This is a genomic window from Streptomyces sp. MGP-BFMKR1 (assembly GCF_057766585.1).
The window spans coordinates 1,827,984-1,850,735 of record NZ_CM173408.1; the positions used below are offsets into that span (position 1 = coordinate 1,827,984).

Annotated in this window: 17 protein-coding genes; 9 read left to right on the top strand and 8 right to left on the bottom strand. The window is 74.2% G+C overall.

Annotation, left to right across the window (positions count from 1 at the left end; translation table 11 throughout):
- Positions 1–33: 33 nt before the first annotated feature.
- Positions 34–798: a class I SAM-dependent methyltransferase gene (locus AC3CHW_RS06705; protein ID WP_488469882.1), complete on the top strand. Its 765-nt coding sequence runs from the start codon at positions 34–36 to the stop codon at positions 796–798.
- Positions 799–1,255: 457 nt separating this feature from the next.
- Here the strand turns inward: AC3CHW_RS06705 and AC3CHW_RS06710 are convergent, their stop codons facing one another.
- Positions 1,256–1,870, bottom strand: coding sequence for a hypothetical protein (locus AC3CHW_RS06710; protein ID WP_488469883.1), 615 nt, complete (start codon positions 1,868–1,870; stop codon positions 1,256–1,258).
- 401 nt (positions 1,871–2,271) lie between these two features.
- Here AC3CHW_RS06710 and AC3CHW_RS06715 point away from each other — a divergent pair, with 401 nt between their 5' ends.
- From AC3CHW_RS06715 to AC3CHW_RS06730, 4 genes are all read left to right on the top strand, one after another.
- Positions 2,272–3,801: a helix-turn-helix domain-containing protein gene (locus AC3CHW_RS06715; RefSeq protein WP_176164589.1), complete on the top strand. Its 1,530-nt coding sequence runs from the start codon at positions 2,272–2,274 to the stop codon at positions 3,799–3,801.
- Between the two features lie 396 nt (positions 3,802–4,197).
- Positions 4,198–5,262 carry an iron-siderophore ABC transporter substrate-binding protein gene (locus AC3CHW_RS06720; RefSeq protein WP_488469884.1) on the top strand — a complete coding sequence of 355 codons (1,065 nt, stop codon included), beginning with the start codon at positions 4,198–4,200 and terminating at the stop codon, positions 5,260–5,262.
- A gap of 16 nt (positions 5,263–5,278) precedes the next feature.
- Positions 5,279–6,310, top strand: coding sequence for a FecCD family ABC transporter permease (locus tag AC3CHW_RS06725; protein ID WP_488469885.1), 1,032 nt, complete (start codon positions 5,279–5,281; stop codon positions 6,308–6,310).
- Complete coding sequence (locus tag AC3CHW_RS06730) at positions 6,310–7,377, top strand: FecCD family ABC transporter permease (protein ID WP_187063178.1); 1,068 nt, start codon at positions 6,310–6,312, stop codon at positions 7,375–7,377. Before AC3CHW_RS06725 ends, AC3CHW_RS06730 begins: the two co-directional genes overlap by 1 nt.
- A gap of 430 nt (positions 7,378–7,807) precedes the next feature.
- Here AC3CHW_RS06730 and AC3CHW_RS06735 read toward each other — a convergent pair whose 3' ends face one another.
- Both AC3CHW_RS06735 and AC3CHW_RS06740 read right to left on the bottom strand, forming a co-directional pair.
- Positions 7,808–8,296: a RidA family protein gene (locus AC3CHW_RS06735; RefSeq protein ID WP_488469886.1), complete on the bottom strand. Its 489-nt coding sequence runs from the start codon at positions 8,294–8,296 to the stop codon at positions 7,808–7,810.
- Entirely contained in the window at positions 8,293–9,612 is a 1,320-nt protein-coding gene (locus AC3CHW_RS06740; protein WP_488469887.1) for an acyl-CoA dehydrogenase family protein, read from the bottom strand. Before AC3CHW_RS06740 ends, AC3CHW_RS06735 begins: the two co-directional genes overlap by 4 nt.
- Before the next feature lie 117 nt (positions 9,613–9,729).
- Here AC3CHW_RS06740 and AC3CHW_RS06745 point away from each other — a divergent pair, with 117 nt between their 5' ends.
- Complete coding sequence (locus tag AC3CHW_RS06745) at positions 9,730–11,361, top strand: AMP-binding protein (protein ID WP_488469888.1); 1,632 nt, start codon at positions 9,730–9,732, stop codon at positions 11,359–11,361.
- A gap of 4 nt (positions 11,362–11,365) precedes the next feature.
- Complete coding sequence (locus AC3CHW_RS06750) at positions 11,366–12,313, top strand: PaaX family transcriptional regulator (RefSeq protein WP_488469889.1); 948 nt, start codon at positions 11,366–11,368, stop codon at positions 12,311–12,313.
- Between the two features lie 13 nt (positions 12,314–12,326).
- On the opposite strand, the gene AC3CHW_RS06755 is transcribed toward AC3CHW_RS06750, so the two are convergent.
- A complete protein-coding gene (locus AC3CHW_RS06755; RefSeq protein ID WP_488469890.1) occupies positions 12,327–13,475 on the bottom strand; it encodes a helix-turn-helix transcriptional regulator in 1,149 nt (382 codons plus the stop codon).
- Positions 13,476–13,537: 62 nt separating this feature from the next.
- Here AC3CHW_RS06755 and AC3CHW_RS06760 point away from each other — a divergent pair, with 62 nt between their 5' ends.
- Both AC3CHW_RS06760 and AC3CHW_RS06765 read left to right on the top strand, forming a co-directional pair.
- On the top strand, positions 13,538–15,049 hold the full coding sequence (locus AC3CHW_RS06760) for an MFS transporter (protein ID WP_488469891.1): 1,512 nt from the start codon (positions 13,538–13,540) through the stop codon (positions 15,047–15,049).
- Between the two features lie 165 nt (positions 15,050–15,214).
- Positions 15,215–16,069: a DUF8017 domain-containing protein gene (locus AC3CHW_RS06765; RefSeq protein WP_488469892.1), complete on the top strand. Its 855-nt coding sequence runs from the start codon at positions 15,215–15,217 to the stop codon at positions 16,067–16,069.
- A 75-nt stretch (positions 16,070–16,144) separates the two neighbouring features.
- Here AC3CHW_RS06765 and AC3CHW_RS06770 read toward each other — a convergent pair whose 3' ends face one another.
- The 4 genes from AC3CHW_RS06770 to argF all read right to left on the bottom strand — a co-directional run bounded on the left by AC3CHW_RS06770 (position 16,145) and on the right by argF (position 22,383).
- Positions 16,145–18,544, bottom strand: a complete 2,400-nt coding sequence (locus AC3CHW_RS06770) for a bifunctional salicylyl-CoA 5-hydroxylase/oxidoreductase (protein WP_488470984.1) — start codon at positions 18,542–18,544, stop codon at positions 16,145–16,147.
- A 20-nt stretch (positions 18,545–18,564) separates the two neighbouring features.
- Positions 18,565–19,392, bottom strand: a complete 828-nt coding sequence (locus AC3CHW_RS06775) for an enoyl-CoA hydratase family protein (protein ID WP_176164578.1) — start codon at positions 19,390–19,392, stop codon at positions 18,565–18,567.
- A 156-nt stretch (positions 19,393–19,548) separates the two neighbouring features.
- Entirely contained in the window at positions 19,549–21,078 is a 1,530-nt protein-coding gene (locus AC3CHW_RS06780) for an amino acid permease (protein ID WP_488469893.1), read from the bottom strand.
- Between the two features lie 303 nt (positions 21,079–21,381).
- Entirely contained in the window at positions 21,382–22,383 is a 1,002-nt protein-coding gene (gene argF / locus AC3CHW_RS06785; RefSeq protein WP_488469894.1) for an ornithine carbamoyltransferase, read from the bottom strand.
- Between the last annotated feature and the right edge of the window lie 369 nt (positions 22,384–22,752).

Here is a 22,752-nt window from a genome sequence, read left to right on the forward strand (position 1 = left end):
CCGTGGTGCGGCGTGGCCGGCGAGGATCGGGCGATGACCCGGGTCCATGACGACACGCGCCTGGCCGGCGCCTACCACAGCGGGAACGCGATGCCGGAGGCGTCGCTGAGGGCGTGGGCGGGGTTCGTCGGGTCGTTCGCGCCCCGCCCCGCGCCGGCCTGGCTCGACGTCGGCGCGGGCACGGGCATGTTCTGCGCGGCGCTCGACCGGTACCAGCGGGCGTCGCGCGTGGTGGGCGTCGAGCCCTCGCTGGCCATGCTCCGCGCGGCCCGCGAGGCGACGGCGGGTGGTCGGGCCCGCCTCGTCGCCGGCACCGCCGAACGGCTGCCGCTGGCCGACGGGGCGTTCGACATCGCGCTCCTCTCCCGCGTCGTCCACCACCTGCCCGACCGACCGGCGGCGGCGCGCGAGTTGGCGCGCGTGCTGCGGCCGGCCGGCGTCGTGGTGCTCCGGACGACCTTCCGGGAGCGGCTGGACGCGCTGGTCTACGACTACTGGCCACGGCTGCGCGCCACCGACGGCGCGCGGTTCCCCGGCCAGGCGGAGGTGCTGGCCGACTTCGCGGAGGCGGGCTTCACCGCCCGTACGGTCACGTCCTTCGCGCAGCCCGTGGCCGCGAGCCTGGGTGAGTACGCGGCGCGGCTGCGCGACCGGCCGCAGTCGAAGTTCGGCCACCTGTCACTGGCGGATTTCGCGGCGGGCCTGGAGCGCATGCGGGCGGACGCCGTGGCGCTCGCGGACGAGCCGGCGCGCGCCGTGTGCGAGCGCTATGACGTCGCCGTGCTGGTGCGCGGCTGACCTCCGGCCACTGTTCGCGCAGGCGCGCTTCCGGGCGGACGCGTTTCCGGGCAGGCGCGTTTCCGGGCGGGCGGGGTGGAGCGAGCGCGTCGGGGAGCGTGCCGGCGGGCCTCGTACGGGGCGTTGCGGGCTGATGTTCGTCGCGCCGGGCCGTGCGGGCGGGCACGGTGGGACGTAGCGGCTACGGCTCCGGTACGGGGGCCGGCTGTGCCGGGTGCTGACGGTGTCGGCTTCCGGCCGTGCGGAGTTCTGGCCGTGCCGGGTTCCGACTGTGCCGAGTTCTGACCGTGCCGGGTCCGGTGGTGCCGGTTTCCGACTGTGCCGGGTTCCGGCGCGGACGGACGCGAGGGGGCTCGCGAGCGGGTGTCCGTCCGCGCCGGGCTTGGGCCGCGTCGGGGGACGCGGGGCGATGTCGCGGGGCGCGCCGCGTGGGTGGGGCGGCGCACGGGTCTCGGGGTTACTTGACGCCGAAGCCGCCCGAGAAGGAACCGGCGTTCCACATGGACGAGCCGATCTGGTGGTAGGCGTCGAAGAACGCCACCGAGCCGGAGGGGAGGTTCTTGGGCACCTTGGCGGTGAAGACGACCTTCGAGTGGCCCTTGGGCGTCGGACACTTGAAGCCGGTACCGATGCCGATCTTCTCCGGGTCGGTGAAGAACACGCACTTCTTGTTGGGCTTGGCGGTCAGGCCCGGGTGCGGACCGTTGGCCCACTGCTTGCCCATGTCGCCGACGTGGACGCGGTCCAGGTAGACCCAGATGTGGCCCGCCTCCGGCGAGTCCACCGTGACGGTGACCTTCGTCTTGCTGCCGGGCTTGACCGGCACCTCGTTCCGGGTCACCCGCACCTTGGAGATCTCGTCCGAGGCCGGGGCCGCGTGCCCGGCGCGCGGGCTGGCCGGGAACCGCACCGACGACGCGGTCTCGGGCGAGCCCTTCTCATCGGCGGCGCCGGCACTCGGCACCGCGAGCACGCCGAACAGCACGGCACCCGCGCCGATCGCCGCGCCGAGCGTCCGCCGCGGGCGGCGGGTGACGACGGATCGCGCACGATGGGCAAGGGAATTGCGCATGGTGAGACCTCTTTCAGGAAGTGCAGGCGACTTACGGGAAGTACGGCGACTCACGGAAGTACGGACAGCGACTCGCCTGTGCGTGGCGTATGCGTTCCAGCCACCAGCACCGTAAGAGGCACTCGACCGGCGCAACAATGACAGTGTTTTGGCAATTCATTGCGCGAAGTGCCCACCGCGCGGCAACTCTGGACAGGGACGCACCGGCCGCGCCCCTGGCCCGCGCGGTGCTCGCCGCGGCCGGAAGGGACCGGTCTCGGTAGCGCGGGCGCTGGCCGCCGGACCGTGTCACAGTCGCCTCAGTGCGCTCGCTGTGCCGCCCGCTCATCGCGGGTCCCGCGCGGCACGCCGTGCACCACCACAACATGAGCACATCTCATATCTGAGATAATATTGATCTCATGACAGACGCCTACCTCGCCCGCATCGGGAAGCTCATCCGCGACGCCCGCCAGCACCGCGGCTGGACGCAGACGGAGCTAGCGGAGGCACTCGGCACCAGCCAGAGCGCCGTCAACCGCATCGAACGCGGAAATCAGAACATCAGCCTTGAGATGATCGCCCGCATCGGCGAGGCCCTGGACAGCGAGATCGTGTCCCTCGGCTACGCGGGCCCGATGCACCTGCGGGTCGTCGGAGGCCGGCAGCTCTCCGGCGCGATCGACGTCAAGACCAGCAAGAACGCGTGCGTGGCGCTGCTGTGCGCCTCGCTGCTCAACGCGGGCCGCACCACGCTGCGTCGGGTCGCCCGGATCGAGGAGGTCTACCGCATCCTGGAGGTGCTCGGCAGCATCGGCGTACGCGCCCGCTGGATCAACGACGGCAACGACCTGGAGATCGTGCCGCCGGCCGAGCTGAACCTCGCCGCCATGGACACCGACGCCGCCCGGCGGACCCGCAGCGTCATCATGTTCCTCGGCCCGCTGCTGCACCGCCTCGACCGGTTCCGCATCCCGTACGCGGGCGGTTGCGACCTGGGCACCCGCACCGTTCAGCCGCACATGACGGCGCTGCGCCACTTCGGCCTCGAGGTCACCGCGACCGAGGGTACGTACCACGCCGAGGTCAACCGCGAGGTCTCCCCCGTCCGGCCCATCGTGCTGACCGAACGCGGCGACACCGTGACCGAGAACGCCCTGCTGGCCGCCGCCCGGCACGACGGCGTCACCGTCATCCGCAACGCCAGCTCCAACTACATGGTCCAGGACCTGTGCTTCTTCCTGGAGCAGTTGGGCGTGCGGGTGGAGGGCGTGGGCACCACGACCCTGACCGTGCACGGCGTCGCGCACATCGACCGCGACGTGGACTACGCGCCGTCCGAGGACCCGGTCGAGGCGATGAGCCTGCTCGCGGCGGCCGTGGTGACCCAGTCGGAGCTGACGATCCGACGCGTCCCGGTGGAGTTCCTGGAGATCGAGCTGGCGGTCCTCGAGGAGATGGGCCTCGACCACGAGCGCAGCGCGGAGTACCCGGCGGACAACGGCCGCACCCGGCTGATCGACCTGACGGTCCGCCCCTCCAAGCTGAGCGCGCCGCTCGACAAGATCCACCCGATGCCGTTCCCCGGCATCAACATCGACAACGTGCCCTTCTTCGCGGCGATCGCGGCCAGCGCGCAGGGCTCGACGCTGATCCACGACTGGGTCTACGACAACCGCGCGATCTACCTCACCGACCTGACCCGGCTCGGCGCCAGCGTCAAGCTGCTCGACCCGCACCGGGTGCTGGTCGAGGGCCCCACCCGGTGGCGCTCCGCGGAGATGATGTGCCCGCCCGCGCTGCGGCCCGCCGTGGTGGTGCTGCTCGCGATGATGGCGGCCGAGGGCACGTCGGTACTGCGCAACGTCTACGTGATCAACCGCGGCTACGAGGACCTGGCCGAGCGGCTGAACTCGATCGGCGCCCAGATCGAGATCTTCCGGGACATCTAGCGGCCAGGCGTGCCGGCAAGATGCCGCCGCCCCCGCGCCTTGCGTCGGCCCGTGGCCGCGAGGAGTGGGGGCGGTGTGCCGCGTCGGCGGCCTCTCCCCCACGCCCACCGTCGCCCGTAGATCACTTCGCCTTCTGGCCGCAACGCCCTTATCAGCCAAAGGAATTCCTGGTCGAGTCGGCGTTTTTGCGCCCTTCGGGACCGCCGCGCGCCCGGGCTGCCGGTTGCGGGGCAGGTAGGGGGCGATGTTCGTCGCGGTCTACGTAGGTTAGGCTCACCTAAAATCTTCGTCGGCTGCCTGCCGTCGCGCTCTCGCCCCAGGCCGAAACCTGACCCTGGGGCGGGCCGGTGGGAGGCGGTTTCGACGCCTGGTGCCTGAGAACGAGGATCTTCCGCGATGCCCATTCTGCTGACCTCCCTGCGCCGCCGGGCCGCCGTGGCCGCGGCCGGAGCCGTTTCGCTGACCCTGTTGGTCACGGGCTGCGGCTCGGACGACAAGGACGACGACGGCAAGAAGGACGCGGCGAACGCGGGCGCCCCGGCCGAGGCCGGAGCCTTCCCGGTCACCATCAAGAGCGCGCTCGGCAAGGCCGAGATCAAGGAGAAGCCCCAGCGCGTCGTGACCCTGGGCCAGGGCTCCGCGGAGACGGCCATCGCGCTCGGCAACGTACCGGTGGGCATCGAGAAGTACGAGTGGGGCAGCGACAAGACCGGCTACCTGCCGTGGATCCACGAGGCGGTCACCAAGTCCGGGAAGAAGCTGCCCAAGCAGTTCACCGGCGGTGAGGAACTCGACATCGAGGCCATCACGGAGTTGGAGCCCGACGTCATCCTGGCCCCGTGGTCGGGGATCACGCAGAAGCAGTACGACATCCTCAAGGACATCGCTCCCACCGTCGCCTACCCGGACAAGGCGTGGAGCACCGACTGGGACCAGCAGATCGACCTCATCGCCAAGGCGCTCGGCCAGCCGAAGAAGGCCAAGGAGCTGACGGCGAAGATCGACAAGCAGCTCGCCGACGCCGCCGCGAAGAAGCCGAACTACAAGAACGTCACGTTCTCCTACATCTACACCTCGGGCCCCGGCACCCTCGGCGTCTTCAAGCCGCAGGAGCAGCGCGTGGAGATGGTCTCCAAGCTGGGCCTGAAGGTCGACCCGGTCGTCAACACCTTCAAGGAGACCGAGGGCACCGACTCGGCGCTGATCGGCCTGGAGAACGCCGACAAGCTCAAGAAGAGCGACGTCGCCTTCACCTTCTACACCGACGACAAGACCCGCGAGGAGATCGAGGCGCAGCCGCTGTACGCCGCGATCCCCGCGGTGAAGAAGGGCGCTCTCGTCTCCAGCAAGGACCAGTCCTTCGTCACCGCCTCCTCGATGCTCAACCCGCTGACGGTGCCGTACAGCATCGAGCGGTACCTGCCCCTGATCGACGCGGCCGTCGCCAAGTCCGGCAAGTAGCCGCGGAGCTGCGAGCGTGACCACGGCCTCTGCTGCCCGGCAGGGCCCCGGCGCACAGCGTCGGGGCCCTGCCGGGCTCTCCCTCGCCCTGATCGGATGCCTGCTCCTGCTGGCGGTCGCCCTGTTCGCCAGCGTCATGTACGGCAGCAAGCCGACCGCCGCCTCCGACGTGCTCGACGTGCTCACCGGGCGCGGCGACAGCTATGTGCGCACCGTCGTGGAGAGCCGCTACCCGCGCACCGCGATCGGCGTGCTCGCCGGTGTCTGCCTGGCCGTCGCGGGCACGCTCATGCAGGGCGTCACCCGCAACCCGCTGGCCGAACCCGGGTTGCTCGGCATCAACGCGGGCGCCTCGGCGAGCATCGTCGCGGCCACCGCCTACCTCGGCGCCACCGGGCAGCGGGAGACGATGTGGTGGGCGCTGCCCGGCGCGCTCCTCGCGGGCGTCGCCGTACACGTGATCGGCACGGCGGGCGGCCGTACCAACCCGGTGCGCCTGGTGCTGGCCGGCGCGGTGCTCAGTGCCGTGCTCGCCGCGTTCATCCAGGCCGTCACCCTCTCCCGGCCCAAGGTCTTCGACACCTACCGCTACTGGGTGGTGGGCGCGCTCGGTGGTCGCGGCTGGGAGGTGTTCTGGTCGGTCCTGCCCTTCGCCGGGGTCGGCCTCGCGGTCGCGCTCCTCCTCGGGCCGAGCCTGAACGCCATGGCCATGGGCGACGACAAGGCCACCTCGCTGGGTATCAGCCCCGCCCGCGTCAAGGGCGCCGGCCTGCTCGCCGCGACGCTGCTGAGCGCGTCGGCGACGGCGGCGGTGGGCCCCATCGCGTTCGTCGGGCTCGCCGTGCCCCACCTCGTACGCGCCCTGGTGGGCGCGGACTTCCGGCTCCAGTTGCTGTTCTCGGCCCTGGCCGGTCCCTCGCTGCTGCTGCTCGCCGACGTGATCGGCAGGGTGGTGCTGCGCCCGCAGGAACTCATGGTGGGCGTCGTCACCGCCTGCGTCGGGGCGCCCGCGCTGCTGTTGGCCGTACGTCGGATGAGGGGGGCGTGATGACGACCACCCAGCCGCTGACCCGGCGCTCCGGGCCGCGTCGCGGGACGCTGCGGATCGGAACCCGGGTCGCCGTGCCCTTCCACGTCTCGGCCGTGGTGGTCGGCCTGGCGACGCTGGTCCTGCTGGGCGTCGCGGCGGCGGCGACGCTGACCATGGGCCGGCTCGGCATCGAACTGGCCGACATCCCGAGCGTGCTGCTCGGCGAGGCCACCGGCAAGGACGCCTTCGTCTTCGACCGGCTGCGCGGCCCGCGTCTCGCCGTCGCGATCGCCACCGGCGCGGCCTTCGGCCTCTCCGGCGCGCTCTTCCAGTCCGTCACCCGCAACCCGCTGGGCAGCCCGGACGTCATCGGGCTCGGCGCCGGTGCCGGCGCGGGCGCGGCGACCGTCGCGCTGTTCCTGCCCGACGTCGTGCCGGCGTCCGTGGGCGCGCTGCTCGGCGCGCTGCTGGCGATGGGGCTGGTCTACGTCTCGACCGGCACCGGCTTCCGCAGCCCGGGCCGACTGGTCGTCGCGGGCATCGGCGTGGCGGCCATGGCGACGGCTGTCACGCAGTACGTCGTCTACGCCGTGGAGCGGGACAAGGCCAGCTCCCTGGCCGCGTACGTCAACGGCAGCCTCGCCGCCCGCTCGTGGGACGACGCCACGGTCATCTGGATCGTCCTGCTCGGCTGCCTCCCGCTGGCCGCGCTGCTGGCCCGGCCGCTGACCATCGGGGAGATGGGCGACGACCTGTCCACCGGACTCGGCGCCAACCCGGGCCGTACGAAGACCGCGGCCGTGCTGCTGTCCATCGCGCTCTCCGCGGGCGCGGTCAGCGTCGCGGGTCCCATCGCGTTCATCTCCCTCACGGCTCCGCAGATCGCCAAGCGGCTCACGCGCAGCACCGGGCCACAACTCGCGGTGTCCACGCTGCTCGGTGCCCTGCTGCTGGTCGCGGCCGACCTGGCCGCGCAGCAACTGCCGCTCTTCGACGACCTGCCGGTGGGGATCTACACCATGGCCGTCGGGGGCGCCTACCTCGGCTACCTGTTGGTACGGGAGTGGCGGCGGCAGCCGGCGTAACGGGGGCGGCAGCGCCTCGCTCCTCCTCTTCTCCTTCGGCTCGCTGGCGTTCGGCTTTCCCATGGGGCGTTCCTCCCGGTCCCTCGTGCGCTGGGCGCGGGCCACGCGTGGCGGGGCGGCGCTGGTCGCGCGCCGCCACGCCACGCACCCCCGTGCGGGCGGCCGGTGCCTGTGTCCCTCCCCCGCACCGGCCGTGCTACGTCTTGGACGCTATGCCGCCGGGCGGCGGTGGCACATCCAACGGTGGTGCTATGTCCGCACACACCCAGGGGTGGACTCGCGCCGGGGCGGTACGCCCCGAGCCGTATGCCGGACTGCTCCGCTCGGCGCACCGCACGGCGCTGGCCTGCGGCGCGGCGCCGGCGCCCGTCGCCCACCGGCGACCGCGGCCCGTCAGCGACGACACCCGGCCCGCGAACCCGCGGCCCCGTCACGGCAGGAGCGCGATGCCGTCCAGTTCCACGCGTGCCTGCTCGTCCCACAGGCGGACCACGCCCACGACGGCCATCGCCGGGTAGTCGCGGCCCGCCAGGCGGCGCCAGACGCGGCCGAGTTCGGGCGCGTGGGCGCGGTAGTCGGCCACGTCGGTGGCGTACACCGTGACCCGCGCGAGGTGTTCGGGCCGGCCGCCGGCGGCGCGGAGCGCGGTGAGGAGGTTGCTCAGGGCGCGCTCGAACTGGTCGGGGAGCGGCCCGTCCACCAGTCGGCCCGCGCCGTCCAGTGCCGTCTGTCCGGCGAGGAAGACCAGTGTGGCGCCGGTGGCGGTGACGGCGTGCGAGAAGCCGGTGGGCGGGGCGAGTTCGGCGGGGTTGACGCGGCGCAGCGGCGGGGCGGTGGGGTGGTCGGGTGGGCTCGCGCGGTGCGGGTCGGGCTGCGGCGCGGATGGCTGTGACTGGTCGGCGGGGGGCGAGGGGGTCATCGGTAGAGCTCCTTGGCGATGATGGTGCGCTGGACCTCCGTCGCGCCCTCGTAGATCCGGGGCGCGCGCACCTCGCGGTACAGGTGCTCCAGCGGGTGGCCGCGCTCCAGCGCGCGGGCGCCGTGGATCTGGACGGCGGCGTCGACGACGTACTGCGCGGTCTCGGTGGCCAGCAGCTTGGCCATGGCCGAGCGGCGGGCGATGTCGGGTTGGCCACTGTCGTAGGCCGATGCCGCCGCGTAGACGAGGAGGCGGGCGGCCTCGGTGCGGGTGGCCATCTCCGCGAGTTGGTGGGAGACGGCCTGGAGGTCGCGCAGCGGCCCGCCGAACGCCGTGCGCTCTCGCGCGTGGACCAGGGCCAGGTCGAGCGCGCGCTGGGCCATGCCGACGGCGAAGGCGCCGACGCTGGGGCGCAGCAGGTTCAGGGTCCGCATGGCGACCTTGAACCCGGCGTCCACCTCGCCGAGCACGTCGGCGCGGGTGACCGGCACGGCGTCGAAGGTCAGCCGGCCGATGGGGTGGGGGCTGAGCATCTCCAGTGGTTCGCCGCCGAGTCCGGGGCGGTCGGCGGGTACCAGGAAGGCCGTGATGCCACGGCTGCCGGCGCCGGGTGTGGTGCGGGCGAAGACGGTGTAGAAGTCGGCCTCGGGGGCGTTGGAGATCCAGCACTTCTCGCCGGTCAGCTCCCAGCTCTCGCCCCCGGTCGCGGTCGCGGTTCCGGTCGCGGCCTCGGGAGCGGTCGCGGCCTCGGGAGCGGTCGCGGCCTCGGGAGCGGTCGCGTGCGTCGGGCGGGCCGGGCCCACCGGGCGCGCCGCGAGGGTGAGGGCCGCGGCGTCGGAGCCGGCCGCTGGCTCGCTGAGCGCGTACGCGGCCACCGCGCGCCCGGCGATGACCTCGGGCAGCCAGCGGGCGCGCTGCTCGGCGGTGCCGGACTGGACCACCGGGTAGCAGCCGAGGGCCTGGAGGGCGAGGGCGGTCTCGGCCTCCGCGCACTGGGTGGCCAACGATTCGCGCAGGAGGCACAGGTCGAGGGCGCGCGCCGCGCTCGGCCCACCGCCGGCACCCTCGCCGGCACGAACGCCGGGACCGGGCTCGGCTTCCATGCCGGCACCGCCTTTCGGTTCCGCACCCGGGTCGGCTGTGGCCGTGGGGAAGAGTCGGCGCAGCAGGCCCAGCTCGCCGAGGGCCGCCACCAGGGGCCGGTTCACCCGTCCGGGCGCGCCGCGCTCGGCCAGTGGGCGCAACTGGTCGGCGGCGACGGTGCGCAGCGTGGCGCACCACTGGCGCTGTTGCGGATCGAGGGCGAAGGCGCTCATCGACACCCCTCCTTTATCGCGACATGTTGACTGCCGTCACCAACACGTTACGCTGACGAAGCATCTTCGGGACAGGACTGCCGCACTTCCCCATCGGTCCAAGGGGGCGCATCCGCCATGGAGCTCACGCCGTCGGCGCACACCGACACCTTCACCCGGGACCACCTGCCGCCCCCGGACGCGTGGCCCGCCCTGCTGCGCGATCCGCCCGCGCCCAGCTACCCGGACCGGCTCAACTGCGCCGTCGAACTGCTCGCCGAGTCCGACGGCAGACGTGGGGCCGACCGGGTCGCGCTGCGCGGCGCCGACGGGCAGCGTTGGACGTACGGCGAACTGCGGGCGCGGGTCGATCGGCTCGCGCACGCGCTCACCGACGACCTCGGGATACGGCCGGGCAACCGGGTGCTGTTGCGCGGCCCCACCTCGCCGTGGCTGGCCGCCTGCTGGCTCGCGGTGCTCAAGGCGGGCGCCGTCGCGGTGACCGTGCTGGCCAACCAGCGCCCCCAGGAGTTGGCCACCATCTGTGCGTTGGCCCGGGTGCGGCACGCGGTGTGCGCCGCCGACTGCCTCGACCACCTGGAGCAGGCCGGCGTGCCGGGGCTGCGGATCGCCGCGTACGGCTCGTCCGCCCCCGACGACCTGCTGCGCCTGGCCGCCGCCCGGCCCGCCGCCTACGAGGCGGTGCCGACGGCCGCCGACGACGTGGCACTGATCGCCTTCACCTCGGGCACCACCGGGCGGCCCAAGGGGTGCCTGCACTTCCACCGGGACGTGCTGGCCGTCGCGGACACGTTCTCGGCGCGGGTGCTGCGGCCCCGACCGGACGACGTCTTCGCGGGCAGCCCGCCGCTGGGCTTCACCTTCGGCCTCGGCGGCCTGGTGATCTTCCCGCTGCGGACCGGCGCGTCGGCGCTCCTGGACCCGTGGGCCGGCCCGGCCAAGCTGTTGCGTGACATCGCCGAGCACCGCGTCTCGGTGTTGTTCACCGCGCCCACCGCGTACCGGGCGATGCTGGGGCAGTTGGCGGGGCACGACGTCTCCTCGCTACGGCGCTGCGTGTCGGCCGGCGAGAACCTGCCCGCCGCGCTGTGGCACGCCTGGCACGCGGCGACCGGGCTGCGGCTGATCAACGGCATCGGCGCCACCGAGTTGCTGCACATCTTCATCGCCGCGGCCGACGACGCCATCCGCCCCGGCACCACCGGCGTCCCGGTGCCCGGCTTCGAGGCGCGCGTGGTGGGCGGCGACGGGGCGCCGGTGCCGGACGGCGAACCCGGCCTGCTCGCGGTGCGCGGCCCCACCGGCTGCCGCTACCTCGCGGACGAGCGGCAGCGGGAGTACGTACGCGACGGCTGGAACCTCACCGGCGACACCTACGTCCGCGAGCCCGACGGCTACTTCCGCTTCGTGGCCCGCACGGACGACATGATCATCTCCGCCGGGTACAACATCGCGGGCCCGGAGGTGGAGGAGGCGCTGCTGCGCCACCCCGACGTGGTCGAGGCCGCGGTCACCGGGCGGCCCGACGAGGTGCGCGGCGCCGTGGTCGTCGCGCACGTGGTGCTGCGCCCGGGCGCGCCGCCGGGGCCCGACGCGGCGGCGGCGCTCAGGGAGTTCGCCCGGGCCGAACTGGCCCCGTACAAGTGCCCCCGCGAGTTCCGGTTCCTGCCCGCGCTGCCGCGCACCCCCACCGGCAAGCTCCAGCGGTACCGGCTGCGCGAGGGCGGGTCCGGGACGGCTCTACAGTGACCGCGTGACCGATCCGCTCGCCCAGCAGCACACCCCGCGCTCCCTGATCGTGACGTACTACGGCGCCTACGGCCGCGGCGCCGGCGGTGAACCCGAGACGGTGCCGGTGGCGGCGCTGATCCGACTGCTCGGCGCGGTGGGCGTGGACCCGCCGTCGGTGCGCTCCGCGGTCTCCCGGCTCAAGCGGCGCGGGCTGCTGGTCGCCGCGAAGACGGCGCGGGGCGCGGCCGGTTACGCGCCGTCGCCGGACGCCGTCCAACTCCTCGACGACGGCGACCGGCGCATCTACGGCCGCCTGGGCGCCTACCGACTGACCACGCGCCCCGCCGGCGCCCCCGATGCTCCCGATGCTCCCGATACCGCTGACGCCTCCGACGCGCCCGGCGCCGCCGGCGTGCCGGGTGGCGGGGTGGCCGCGGCCGGCGACTGGTTGCTGGCGGTCTTCTCGGTGCCGGAACACGAGCGCAACAAGCGGCACCTGCTGCGCTCCCGACTGGCCCGGCTCGGCTTCGGCACCGCCGCCCCCGGCGTGTGGATCGCTCCTGCCCACCTGTACGAGGAGACCCGGCACACCCTGCGCCGACTCGGCCTGGACGGGTACGTGGACCTGTTCCGGGGGGCGCACGCGGGGTTCGAGGCGACGGCGGACGCGGTGCGCCGGTGGTGGGACCTGGAGGCGCTGGCCGCCCGGCACCACGCGTTCCTCGCCACCCACGAGCCGGTGCTCCGGCGCTGGTCGCGGCGGACCACCGTGCCACCGGCCGACGCCTACCGGGACTATCTGCTGGCCCTCGACTCCTGGCGCGCGCTCCCCTACGCCGACCCGGGGTTGCCGCCCGCGCTGCTGCCGAAAAACTGGCCGGGCGAGCGCTCGGCCCGCGTCTTCGCCGGACTGCACGAGCGACTGCGGGACGCGGGCGCCGCGTTCGCGCGGGACGGGGCGGCGGGCTGAGGCCCGCGCGGGGTCACTCCCGTGCCACGGTGCCCGCCGCCGGGTCCGGCGTCCGGTCCGCCGCCGGGTCCGGCAGGCAGCGGCTGGCGGCGGCGTAGCGGCGGGCCAGGGTGGCGCAGGCGGCGGCCAGTTCGGGCGGGCCGACCACCTCGATGTCGCTGCCGAAGGTGCCGAACAGGGCCGCGAGTCCGGTCCACGACCAGGCGCCGAGGGTGAGCCGGCAGCGGTTCGGGCCGACCTCCTCGACCAGCGCGCCGCCCGGCGCCCAGCGGGCGATCACGGCGGCCGGCGCGTCGAGGAGCACCTGGCCGCGGCAGGGCCAGTGGTCGGGGGTGTCGCCCCGGTCGAGTTCGCCGGTGATGAACGCCGCGGGGTCCGTACTCGGCAGCGGGCGCGGCGTGAAGCGGGCGGCGGTGGCCGGGCCGAGGGCGATCCGGTCCACCCGGAAGGCGGCCCACGCGCCACGGCCGATGTCCCACGCGAGGAGGTACCAACGCCCGGACCACACGGCGAGTTGGTGCGGCTCCACGCGCCGCGCCCCGGCCGTCGGGTGACTCGGCGGAGGATCGATCGGCGGCGGATCGGTGGCGGCCGGACCGGTCGAGGCCGCCTCCGGCGGGTGCGGGACGGTGACGGGTGGGGCCGTGGGGGCCGGGTCGGGCGGGGGCGTCGCGCTCGCGTAGGCGAAGGTCAGCACGGAGTGGTGGCGTATGGCGGTGCCCAGGGCGAGCAGCAGGTCGGGGGCGACCGGGGGTGCGGCGAAGTCCCAGGCGTTGTCGATCGCGGTGACGCGCACCGCGTCGATCCGGTGGCGCAGCGAGGTCGGCAGCACCTGGCGGATGGTGGCCAGGGCGCGGTCGGCGGCCTCCGCGATGCCGGCGACCGTCATCGGGGCGGTCTGGAGCGCGACGGCGATGGCCAGCGCCTGGTCGTCGTCGAAGAGCAACGGCGGCAGTCGCGCCCCCGCGCCCAGCCGGTAGGCGCCGCCCGGGCCCTTGGTGACGTGCACCGGGTAGCCGAGCGCGCGCAACCGCTCCACGTCCCGGCGTACGGTGCGCGGGCTCACCGCGAGCCGCTGGGCCAGCGCCGCACCGGGCCACTCGCGACGCGACTGGAACAGGGACAGCAGGAGCAGCAGGCGTGCCGCCGTGGTCTCGACCATGGCGGCCACCCTGGCACGAGAAGCGGCCGGTAGCTGGCCACTTCCGCTGTCACGGTGATGGCATGAGTAGTCAACTCCCCTTCCCGGGCGGCCGGTCCGCCGACGCGTCCAGTCCGTCCCCGCCGCCTGTCCCGCCCGCCGACCGCGACGGGGCGGGCGCCGCCGGCGGGTCGGCGGTGGTCGCGTTGGTCGTGGTGTTGGTCGCGGCGTTCATGGAACTGCTGGACGCCACGATCGTCAGCGTCGCGGCCCCGGCCATCGCGCGCGACCTGGGGGCGAGCGAGGCCGCGGTGCAGTGGATGGTGGCCGGGTACACGCTCGCGCTGGGCGCCGGGCTGATCACCGGTGGCCGACTGGGTGACCAGTTCGGCCGGCGGCGGGCCTTCCTCATCGGGCTGGCCGCGTTCGTCGCGGCCTCCGCCGCCTGCGCCTTCGCGCCCAACCCCGCCGCGCTCATCACCACCCGCGTCGCGCAGGGCCTGGCCGGCGGGCTGATGGTGCCCCAGGTGTTCGGCATCATCCGCTCGGTCTTCGCGCCGGCCGCGCGGGCCCGGGCGTTCGGCGCCTACGGCGCGGTGCTCGGGCTCGCCTCGGTCGCGGGTCCGCTGCTCGGCGGGCTGCTCGTGGAGGCGGACCTGTTCGGCCTGGGCTGGCGCGCGATCTTCTGGGTCAACGTGCCGGTCGGGGTCTGCGGGCTCGTGCTCGGTGCCCGGGTGTTGCCCGAGTCGAGCGTGCCGCGTCGGGCGCGGCTCGACCTGCCCGGCGCGGCCCTGGCCGCGGTCCTGGCGGTCCTGGTGCTGCTGCCCCTGGTGCAGGGCCGCGACTGGGGCTGGCCGTGGTGGGGGTTCGCGGTGCTGGCCGCGGCCGTGCCCGTCGCCGCGCTGCTGTGGCTGCGGGAGCGGGCGGTGGCCGCGCGGGGCGGTCAGCCGCTGCTCGATCCGGCGCTGCTGCGCGTACGGGCGGTGGCAGCGGGCTTGGCCGTCGCCACGTTGTTCTTCGGGGCGATCGGCTCGTTCTTCCTCATGCTGTCCCTGTACCTCCAGTGGGGCACCGGGCGCTCGGCCTGGCAGACGGGGCTGGTCATCCTCCCGTATGCGATCGGCTCGATCCTCACCTCCGGCGTCGGCGTGCGGTGCGCGGCGCGCGCCGGGCGGGCGCTACTCGTGTCCGGCGCGCTCGTGCTGGCCGTTTCCCAGGCGCACCTGCTGCTGGTCGTACGGGACGGCGCGGCGCCCTCGTACGTGGAGTTGGCGGCGCCGCTGTTCGTCGGCGGGCTCGGGCTCGGGCTGACGGCGCCCTCGCTGGTGAACGTGGTCCTCGCCGGGGTGCCCGAGCGGGACGCCGGCGCCGCGGGTGGCGTGCTCACCACCGTCGGCCAACTGGGCAACGCCCTGGGCGTGGCCGCGCTGGGGGCGGTGTTCTTCGCCGCGTTGGAGACGGGGTTCGACCGGGGCGCGGGGCCGCTGGCCGCGTACGGCGACGCCCTGGTCGCGGTGTTGCCCTGGCAGGCCGCGTGCTACTGCGCGGCGGCGGCGCTGATGATGCTGCTGCCCAGGGCGGCGCGGCCGGAGTGACGGCCGCGCGGGAGCCGCCGCCGGGGCGCCGGCTCGGGCGGTCGGCTCGGCGGCGACTCGGGCCGGGCGACTGGGGAGCGAGTCGGCCCCGCCGCGCGGCCCCGTAGCGAAGTGAACCCCCACCACCTGCGCGAACGGCGTCGGGCACCACCTAGGCTACTGATCATGCCTATGTCACACAGCCCCCAGCAGCACCGTCAGCACCAGCGACCCATATCCGCGCTGCCGCGTCGGAACAAGGGCGTGCTCGCCGCGGCCGGCCTCGGCCTGGTCCTCGCGCTGAGCGGGTGCAACGACAACGCCGACGGGGGCACGGACGACGGCGCCAAGGCCAGCCAGTCGGCGCCCGCGACCGGTTCGCCCGCGCCCGCCTCCTCCGGCGCCTCGGACCCGGGCGCCATGGCGACCCCCTCCGGCGACCAGCCGGTCGTCGCGGGGTGGCAGACGCAGAGCCGCGCGGAGCACCACTTCCGCTACGACGTCCCCGGCAAGGCGGACCGGTGGAAGGTGATCGACGAGGACACCGCGCTGTCCTACCTCGACAAGGACGGCCAGCCGATCGTCGTGATGACCGGCGCCGCCAACTACCGCGAGGGCGGCTGCGCGTCGAGCCCCAACCCCAAGGCGCTGGGTGAGGCGGGCAAGGGCCAGCTCGCCACCGTCGGCACCACCGGTGGCGGCAAGGACGGCACGTTGCAGGAGAACGCCCGCAACTGGGCGGGCAACTGGGGCTTCGCCGCGTACGGCGGCCCCGACCACAAGCCCAGGATCGAGGTCAGCCAGGCCAAGCCGTGGAAGCGGGGCGGCATCGACGGGTACACCGCGACCGCCAAGGTCACCGTCACCCACCGGCCGAGCGCCTGCGTGCCCGCGACCGCCGTCGTGCACAGCATCGCGCAGAAGCTGCCGGACGGCACCATGCACGGCTGGGTGATCTACGCGGACCAGGGCGTCCCCAACGCGCTCACCGACGCCGAGATCAAGAAGGTCATGAGCACCGTGCGCGCCACGGACGGCTGACCCCTCCGCCCGCCCGCCGCCCTACCGCGGCCGGCCCCCGGGCACGGCCTACCGGGGACGACCCCCGGGCACGGCCTACCGGGGCCGGCCGCGCGGCACGCCCGGCGCGGCGGTGTGCAGTGTCAGCCGTGGCCTGGGCTCGTCGGCGCGCCCGGCGGGCGGCTTGCGGCTGCCGGCCCGGTAGGGCGCGGGCCACGGTGCGCCCGGGCCTTCGTAGCCCTGTTCCGCCGCCGCGTGCAGCGTCCAGTGCGGGTCGTACAGGTGCGGCCTGGCCAGGGCGCACAGGTCGGCGCGGCCGGCGAGCAGCAGCGAGTTGACGTCGTCCCAGGAGGAGATGGCGCCGACCGCGATGACCGGGACGCCCAGTTCGTTGCGGATGCGGTCGGCGAACGGCGTCTGGTACGAGCGGCCCGCCTCGGGCTCCTCGTGGGCGACGACCTGTCCGGTGGAGACGTCGATGGCGTCGGCGCCGTGCGCGGCGAACGCCGCGGCGATGGCGACCGCGTCGTCGGCCGTGGTGCCGCCGGCGGCCCAGTCCGTCGCGGAGATGCGCACGGTCATGGGCGCGTCAGCGGGCCAGACGGCGCGCACCGCGTCGAAGACCTCCAGCGGGTAGCGCAGCCGGCCGGCCAGGTCGCCGCCGTAGCCGTCGGTGCGCCGGTTGGTGAGCGGGGAGAGGAAGCCGGAGAGCAGGTAGCCGTGCGCGCAGTGCAGTTCGAGCAGGTCGAAGCCGGCGCGGGCGGCGCTCAGCGCGGCGGAGACGAACTGTTCGCGGATCTCGGCCAGGCCCGCGGCGTCCAACTCCCGGGGGACCTGGCTCACGCCGGGCCGGTACGGCAGCGGGGAGGCCGCCACCAGCGGCCAGTTGCCGCTCGGCAGCGGGTCGTCGATGCCCTCCCACATCAGCCGGGTCGAGCCCTTGCGGCCACTGTGCCCGAGTTGCACGCCGACGGCGACGCCGGGCGACGCGGCGTGCGCGAACCCGGTGATCCGCCGCCAGGCCGCCTCGTGCTCGGCCGCGTACAGGCCCGGGCAGCCGGGGGTGATCCGTCCGGTGGGGCTGACGCACACCATCTCGGTCATCACCAGGCCCGCGCCGCCCAGGGCCCGGGCGCCGAGGTGGGCGACGTGGAAGTCGCCGGGGGTGCCGTCCTCGGCGGAGTACATGTCCATCGGGGAGACCACGACCCGGTTGCGCAGGGTCAGGCCGCGCAGCCTGAGCGGGGCGAACATGGGCGGTGTGTGCGGCGGCAGCCCCGCCTCGCGCTCGACGGCGGCCACGAACCCCGCGTCGCGCAGCCGCAGGTTCTCGTGGGTGACCCGGCGGCTGCGGGTGAGCAGGTTGAAGGCGAACTGGCGGGGCGGCTGGCGCAGGTAGTGGGCGAGGTCCTCGAACCAGCCCAGGCTGGCGCGGGCGGCGCGCTGCGTGGAGGCCACCACGGGCCGCCGCTCGGCCTCGTACGCGGCCAGTGCCCGCGCGACCGTGGGGTGCTCCTCCAGGCAGGCGGCGAGCGCGAGGGCGTCCTCGATGGCGAGCTTGGTGCCGGAGCCGATGGAGAAGTGCGCGGTGTGCGCGGCGTCGCCGAGCAGCACGACGGGCCCGTGTGACCAGCGCTCGTTGGTGACGGTGCGGAAGGCCGTCCAGCGCGAGGCGTTGCCGCGCAGCGGCCGGCCGCCGAGCGCGTCGGCGAACAACTCGGCGCACGCCCGCGCGGAGTCGGCCTCGTCGCATCGGTCGAGGCCGGCCGCGCGCCACACCTCCTCGCGGGCCTCGACGATGATCGTGCTGGCCCCGGCCGCGGGCCCACCGTCGCCGCCGTCGCCGCCGGGCGCCGCCCCGGTCCGGGGACGCGCGTAGGGGTAGCCGTGCAGTTGCAGCACTCCGTGCTCGGTTTCGGCGATCTCGAAGCGGAACGCGTCCAGCGCGAAGTCGGCGGCCAGCCAGATGTAGCGGCAGCGGTGCGGGGTGATGTGGGGCGCGAAGACGTCGGCGTGCGCGGCGCGGGTGGTGCTGTGCACCCCGTCGGCGGCGATGACCAGGTCGTGGTCGCGGGCGAGTGCGGCGGCGGGCGGGGCGGGCGTGCGCGGGTGGAGTCGTACGCCCAGGGCGCGGCAGCGCCGGTGGAGGATCTCCAGGAGCCGCTGTCGGCCGAGGGCGGCGAAGCCGTGCCCGCCGGAGGTCAGCACCCGGCCGCCGCGCACCACGTCGATGGTGTCCCAGCGGACGAACTCCGCGCTCAGCTCCCGGTAGACCACGGGGTCGGCGTGCTCGATGCCGCCCAGCGTCTCGTCCGAGAACACCACGCCGAAGCCGAACGTGGTCCGCGGCTCGCCCCGCTCCCACACGCTCACCTCGCGCTCCGGGCGCAGCCGCTTGAGCAGCGCGGCGGCGTACAGGCCGCCGGGCCCGCCGCCGATGACCGCGACCCGCGCGGCGACGGTGCGGCCCGACAGGCCCGGCAGGCCCGGCGACACCGGTGCCGGCGCCGGCACCGTCACCGCCCCTGCCAGGCGGGCGGGCGCTTGCCGGTGAAGGCCGCGTGGAACTCGGCGTAGTCGGCGCTGTTCATCAGCAGCGCCTGGGTGGCGGCGTCGAGTTCGATGGCGGCGGCGAGCGGCATGTCGAGTTCGGCGGTCAGCAGCGCCTTGGTCTGCGCGTAGCCGAGCGCGGGGCCCGCGGCGAGGCGGTGGGCGAGCCGGGTCGCCTCGGCGTCCGCCTGGCCCTCCTCGGTGAGCTGGCTCAGCAGGCCGATCCGCTCGGCCTCGGGCGCGCGCACCGGCTCGCCGAGCATCAGCAACCGGGTGGCGTGCCCGAGGCCGACGACGCGGGGCAGCAGGTAGGCGGCGCCCATGTCGCCGCCGGAGAGGCCGACCTTGGTGAACAGGAAGGCGAACCGGGCGCTGGGGTCGGCGACGCGGAAGTCGGCGGCCAGCGCGAGCACCGCGCCGGCGCCCGCGGCCACCCCGTGCACCGCCGCGATCACGGGGAACGGGCACTCCCGCACCGCCCGCACCACCTGTCCGGTCATCCGGTTGAAGTCGAGCAGCGCGTCGGTCGCCATGCCGAGCGTCGCCCCGATGATCTCGTCCACGTCGCCGCCGGAGCAGAACCCGCGCCCCGCGCCGGCCAGCACCAGGGCGCGCACGGAGCGGGTCCGGGACAGCTCGGCCAACAGGTCCCGCAGGTCGGCGTAGGCGCCGAAGGTCAGCGCGTTGAGCTTGTCGGGACGGGCGAGGGTGACGGTGGCCACGGCGCCGTCGAGGGTGAGCCGCAGGTGCTCCCACTCCCGCGTGCGCGGCGCCGACCCGGTGAACGGACTCATACGCATGGCCTCCTCGAGCCGTACGGCAGGTGCCCGCAGCCCTTCGAAGCTATCACCCGTTCGTGACTTCCGTCACGGGTACGCGATACGGAGGTGGGCCCGCGATCACCCGTGCGCCGGCGCCGCGCCGGAGGCGTACGGGCGCGCGATCCGTCATCAACCGCCGTGGGTGGCGACCGGCGCGCGCTCCCCCGCCGGTTCCGTGGTCCCGCCCGCCTCGGCCGCCTCGCCTGCCTCGTCCGCCTTGGCCCCTCCGTCGGCTTCGGTACCGGCGGCGCCGGTGTGGGCGCCGCGCAGCCGGGAGTGGCGTCGCCCGTACGCCACGTACAGCACCGTCCCCACCAGCAGGAACACGCCGAACTGGAGCCAGGTCGCGGTGCCCGTCCCGTAGATCAGGTAGCCGCAGCAGGCGATGCCGAGGAGCGGGGGCAGCGGGAAGAGGGGGGTGTGGAAGGGGCGGGCGAGGCCCGGGCGGGAGCGGCGCAGCACGATCACGCTGACGTTGACGATCACCATGGCGGACAGCGTGCCGATCGTGGTCAGGTCGAGCACCACCTTGAGCGGCACCACCGCGGCGGGCACCGCGAACACCGCGGCCACGATCCAGGTGCCGGCCACCGGCGTCGCCGTCTTCGGCGAGATCCGCTGGAAGACCCCCGGGATGAGGCCGTCCCGGGACATCGACATCAGGATGCGGGTCTGCCCGTAGGTCACCGTGAGCACCACCGAGGCGATGGCGACGATCGCGCCGAAGGCGATGACGCCGCCGCCCACCGTGGAGCCGGTGACGTGGTTGACGATCAGCGACAGGGCGGCCGGCTTGCCCGCCACCTCGTCCGCGGACAGCGCGCCGATGGCGGCCAGCGCGACCAGGCAGTACAGCAGCGTGACCACGCCGATGCAGACCATGATGGCCAGCGGCACGGTGCGGCTCGGGTTCTTCACCTCCTCGCCCGCGGTGGTGATCGCGTCGAAGCCGATGTAGGAGAAGAAGGCGACCGACGCGCCGGAGGTCACCCCGGCGAGCCCGTGCGCCGCGAACGGCGTGAGGTTGCCTCCCTCGAAGGCCGCGAAGGCGATGGCGCAGAACAGCGCGAGGACCCCGATCTTGAGCACCGCCATCGCCGCGGTCGCGCGGGCGCTCTCCCGCACGCCGCGCACCAGCAGCGAGGCGGCCAGCGCGATGACCACCACGGCCGGGACGTTGACGACGCCGCCCTCGCCGGGCGGGTTGGACAGCGCGGCGGGCAACTGCCAGCCGAAGACGCTGTGCAGCAGCTCGTTCAGGTACTGCCCCCAGCCCACCGCGACGGCGGAGACGGACACCCCGTACTCCAGGAGCAGGCACCAGCCGGTGATGAACGCCGCGCCCTCGCCGAGGGTGGCGTACGCGTACGAGTAGGAGCTGCCGGAGACGGGGATGGCGCCGCCCAGCTCGGCGAAGGAGAACGCGGTCAGCACGCAGGTCACGGCCGCCAGCACGAAGGTGAGCACGGTGGCCGGGCCGGCCTCGGCGACCGTGTCCGAGAGCCCCACGAAGATGCCGGTGCCCACGATCGCGCCGACGCCGAAGCACACGAGCTGGAACAGGCCCATGGTGCGCCGCAGGCCGTGCCCCGCGCGGTCCGCGCCGGACTCGGCTATCAGCACATCGGGGGACTTGATGCGGAGCTTGGGCGCGTGCATGGGGTGGTTCTCTTCTCTGGGTCTGGCTGGCGGTGCGGTGGGGGGAGCGCGCTCGTCTCGCGGCCGGGCGCGGGACGAGCGCGATCCGGCGCGCGGCCGGAGCCGCGGCGCGGGCGGGACGGGGCCCGGCGCGCGCGAGCTACGCCGGCCGGGCCAGCGCAGCGAAGTGGGGCCCGAGCCGGTGCGCCCGAACCCCACCCCGTACGCACTCATCGCGTACGCAATACGACCATTCTAGCCGCCCACACTGCATGATCGCTCATTGCAGCGTATGACTATTCACTCATGGGCGAGGCTGCCGGCTCAGCGCGTGAGCGTGGCGACCATGATCGCCTTGATCGTGTGCATCCGGTTCTCCGCCTCGTCGAAGACCACCGAGTGCGCGGACTCGAAGACCTCGTCGGTGACCTCGAGCGAGGTCAGCCCGTACCGGGCGTGGATGTCCCGGCCGACGCCCGTGCCGAGGTCGTGGAAGGCGGGCAGGCAGTGCAGGAACCGGACCTCGGGCTTGCCGGTGGCGCGCAGCACGTCCATGGTCACGGCGTATGGGCGCAGCAGCGCGATCCGCTCGTCCCACACCTCTCGTGGCTCCCCCATCGAGACCCAGACGTCGGTGGCGACGAAGTCCGCGCCGCGCACGCCCTCGTCGATGTCCTCGGTGAGCGTGATCCGGGCCCCCGAAGTGGCGGCGAGCCGTCGGGCGTGCGCCGTGATCTCGTCGGCGGGCCACAGGGCGCGCGGGGCGACGACGCGCACGTCCATGCCGAGCAGCGCGCCGGTGATCAGGTAGGAGTGCCCCATGTTCGACCGGGCGTCACCGAGGTAGGCGTACGCCATCTCGGTGAGCGGCCGCGCCGCATGCTCCGTCATGGTCAGCACGTCGGCCAGCATCTGGGTGGGGTGCCACTCGTCGGTCAGGCCGTTGTAGACCGGCACCCCGGCGTGGGCGGCCAGCTCCTCGACGACGGCCTGGCCGGCGCCCCGGTACTGGATCGCGTCGTACATCCGGCCGAGCACCCGCGCGGTGTCCTTGACCGACTCCTTGTGGCCGAGCTGCGAGCCGGTCGGGTCGAGGTAGGTGGTCGAGGCGCCCTGGTCGGCCGCGGCGACCTCGAAGGCGCAGCGGGTACGGGTCGAGGTCTTCTCGAATATCAGCGCCACGTTCTTACCGGCCAGTCGCCGCACCTCGGCGCCGGCTCGCTTGGCGGCCTTCAGCTCGGCGGCCAGCTCCACCAGGCGCACGAACTCATCCGCGGTGAAGTCCAGCTCCTTGAGGAAGTGACGGCCGAAGAGGTCGCTCGCCATGGCAGGCTCCTAGGTCACAGCGTTCGGGAACTTCGGAAGCATATACGAGCAGCAACATTTATATGCAACCGCGGTCCGCGCCCCGTCCGGCCGCGCCGTGCCCGCCGCCGAGCCCCGGCACCTCCGCGCCCACGCTCAGGATGCCCGGCCGGCCGCGCCACGTCATATCCCCGCCTCTCCCCGCCTCCGACTCCGGCCGCGTTCCCTTCCCTCGCGTCCCGCCCTGTCGTGTCCCGGGTCCGCGTCCCCCCGCCCCTCGTTTCCCCTCACTCCCCCGCGCTCGGCTCGGGCCCGGACACAGCGCCCACGAGCCGGGGCCCGTGGCCGCCCGCCCGACCCATGGCCGGCCCGACTGGTCCGACCGGGTGC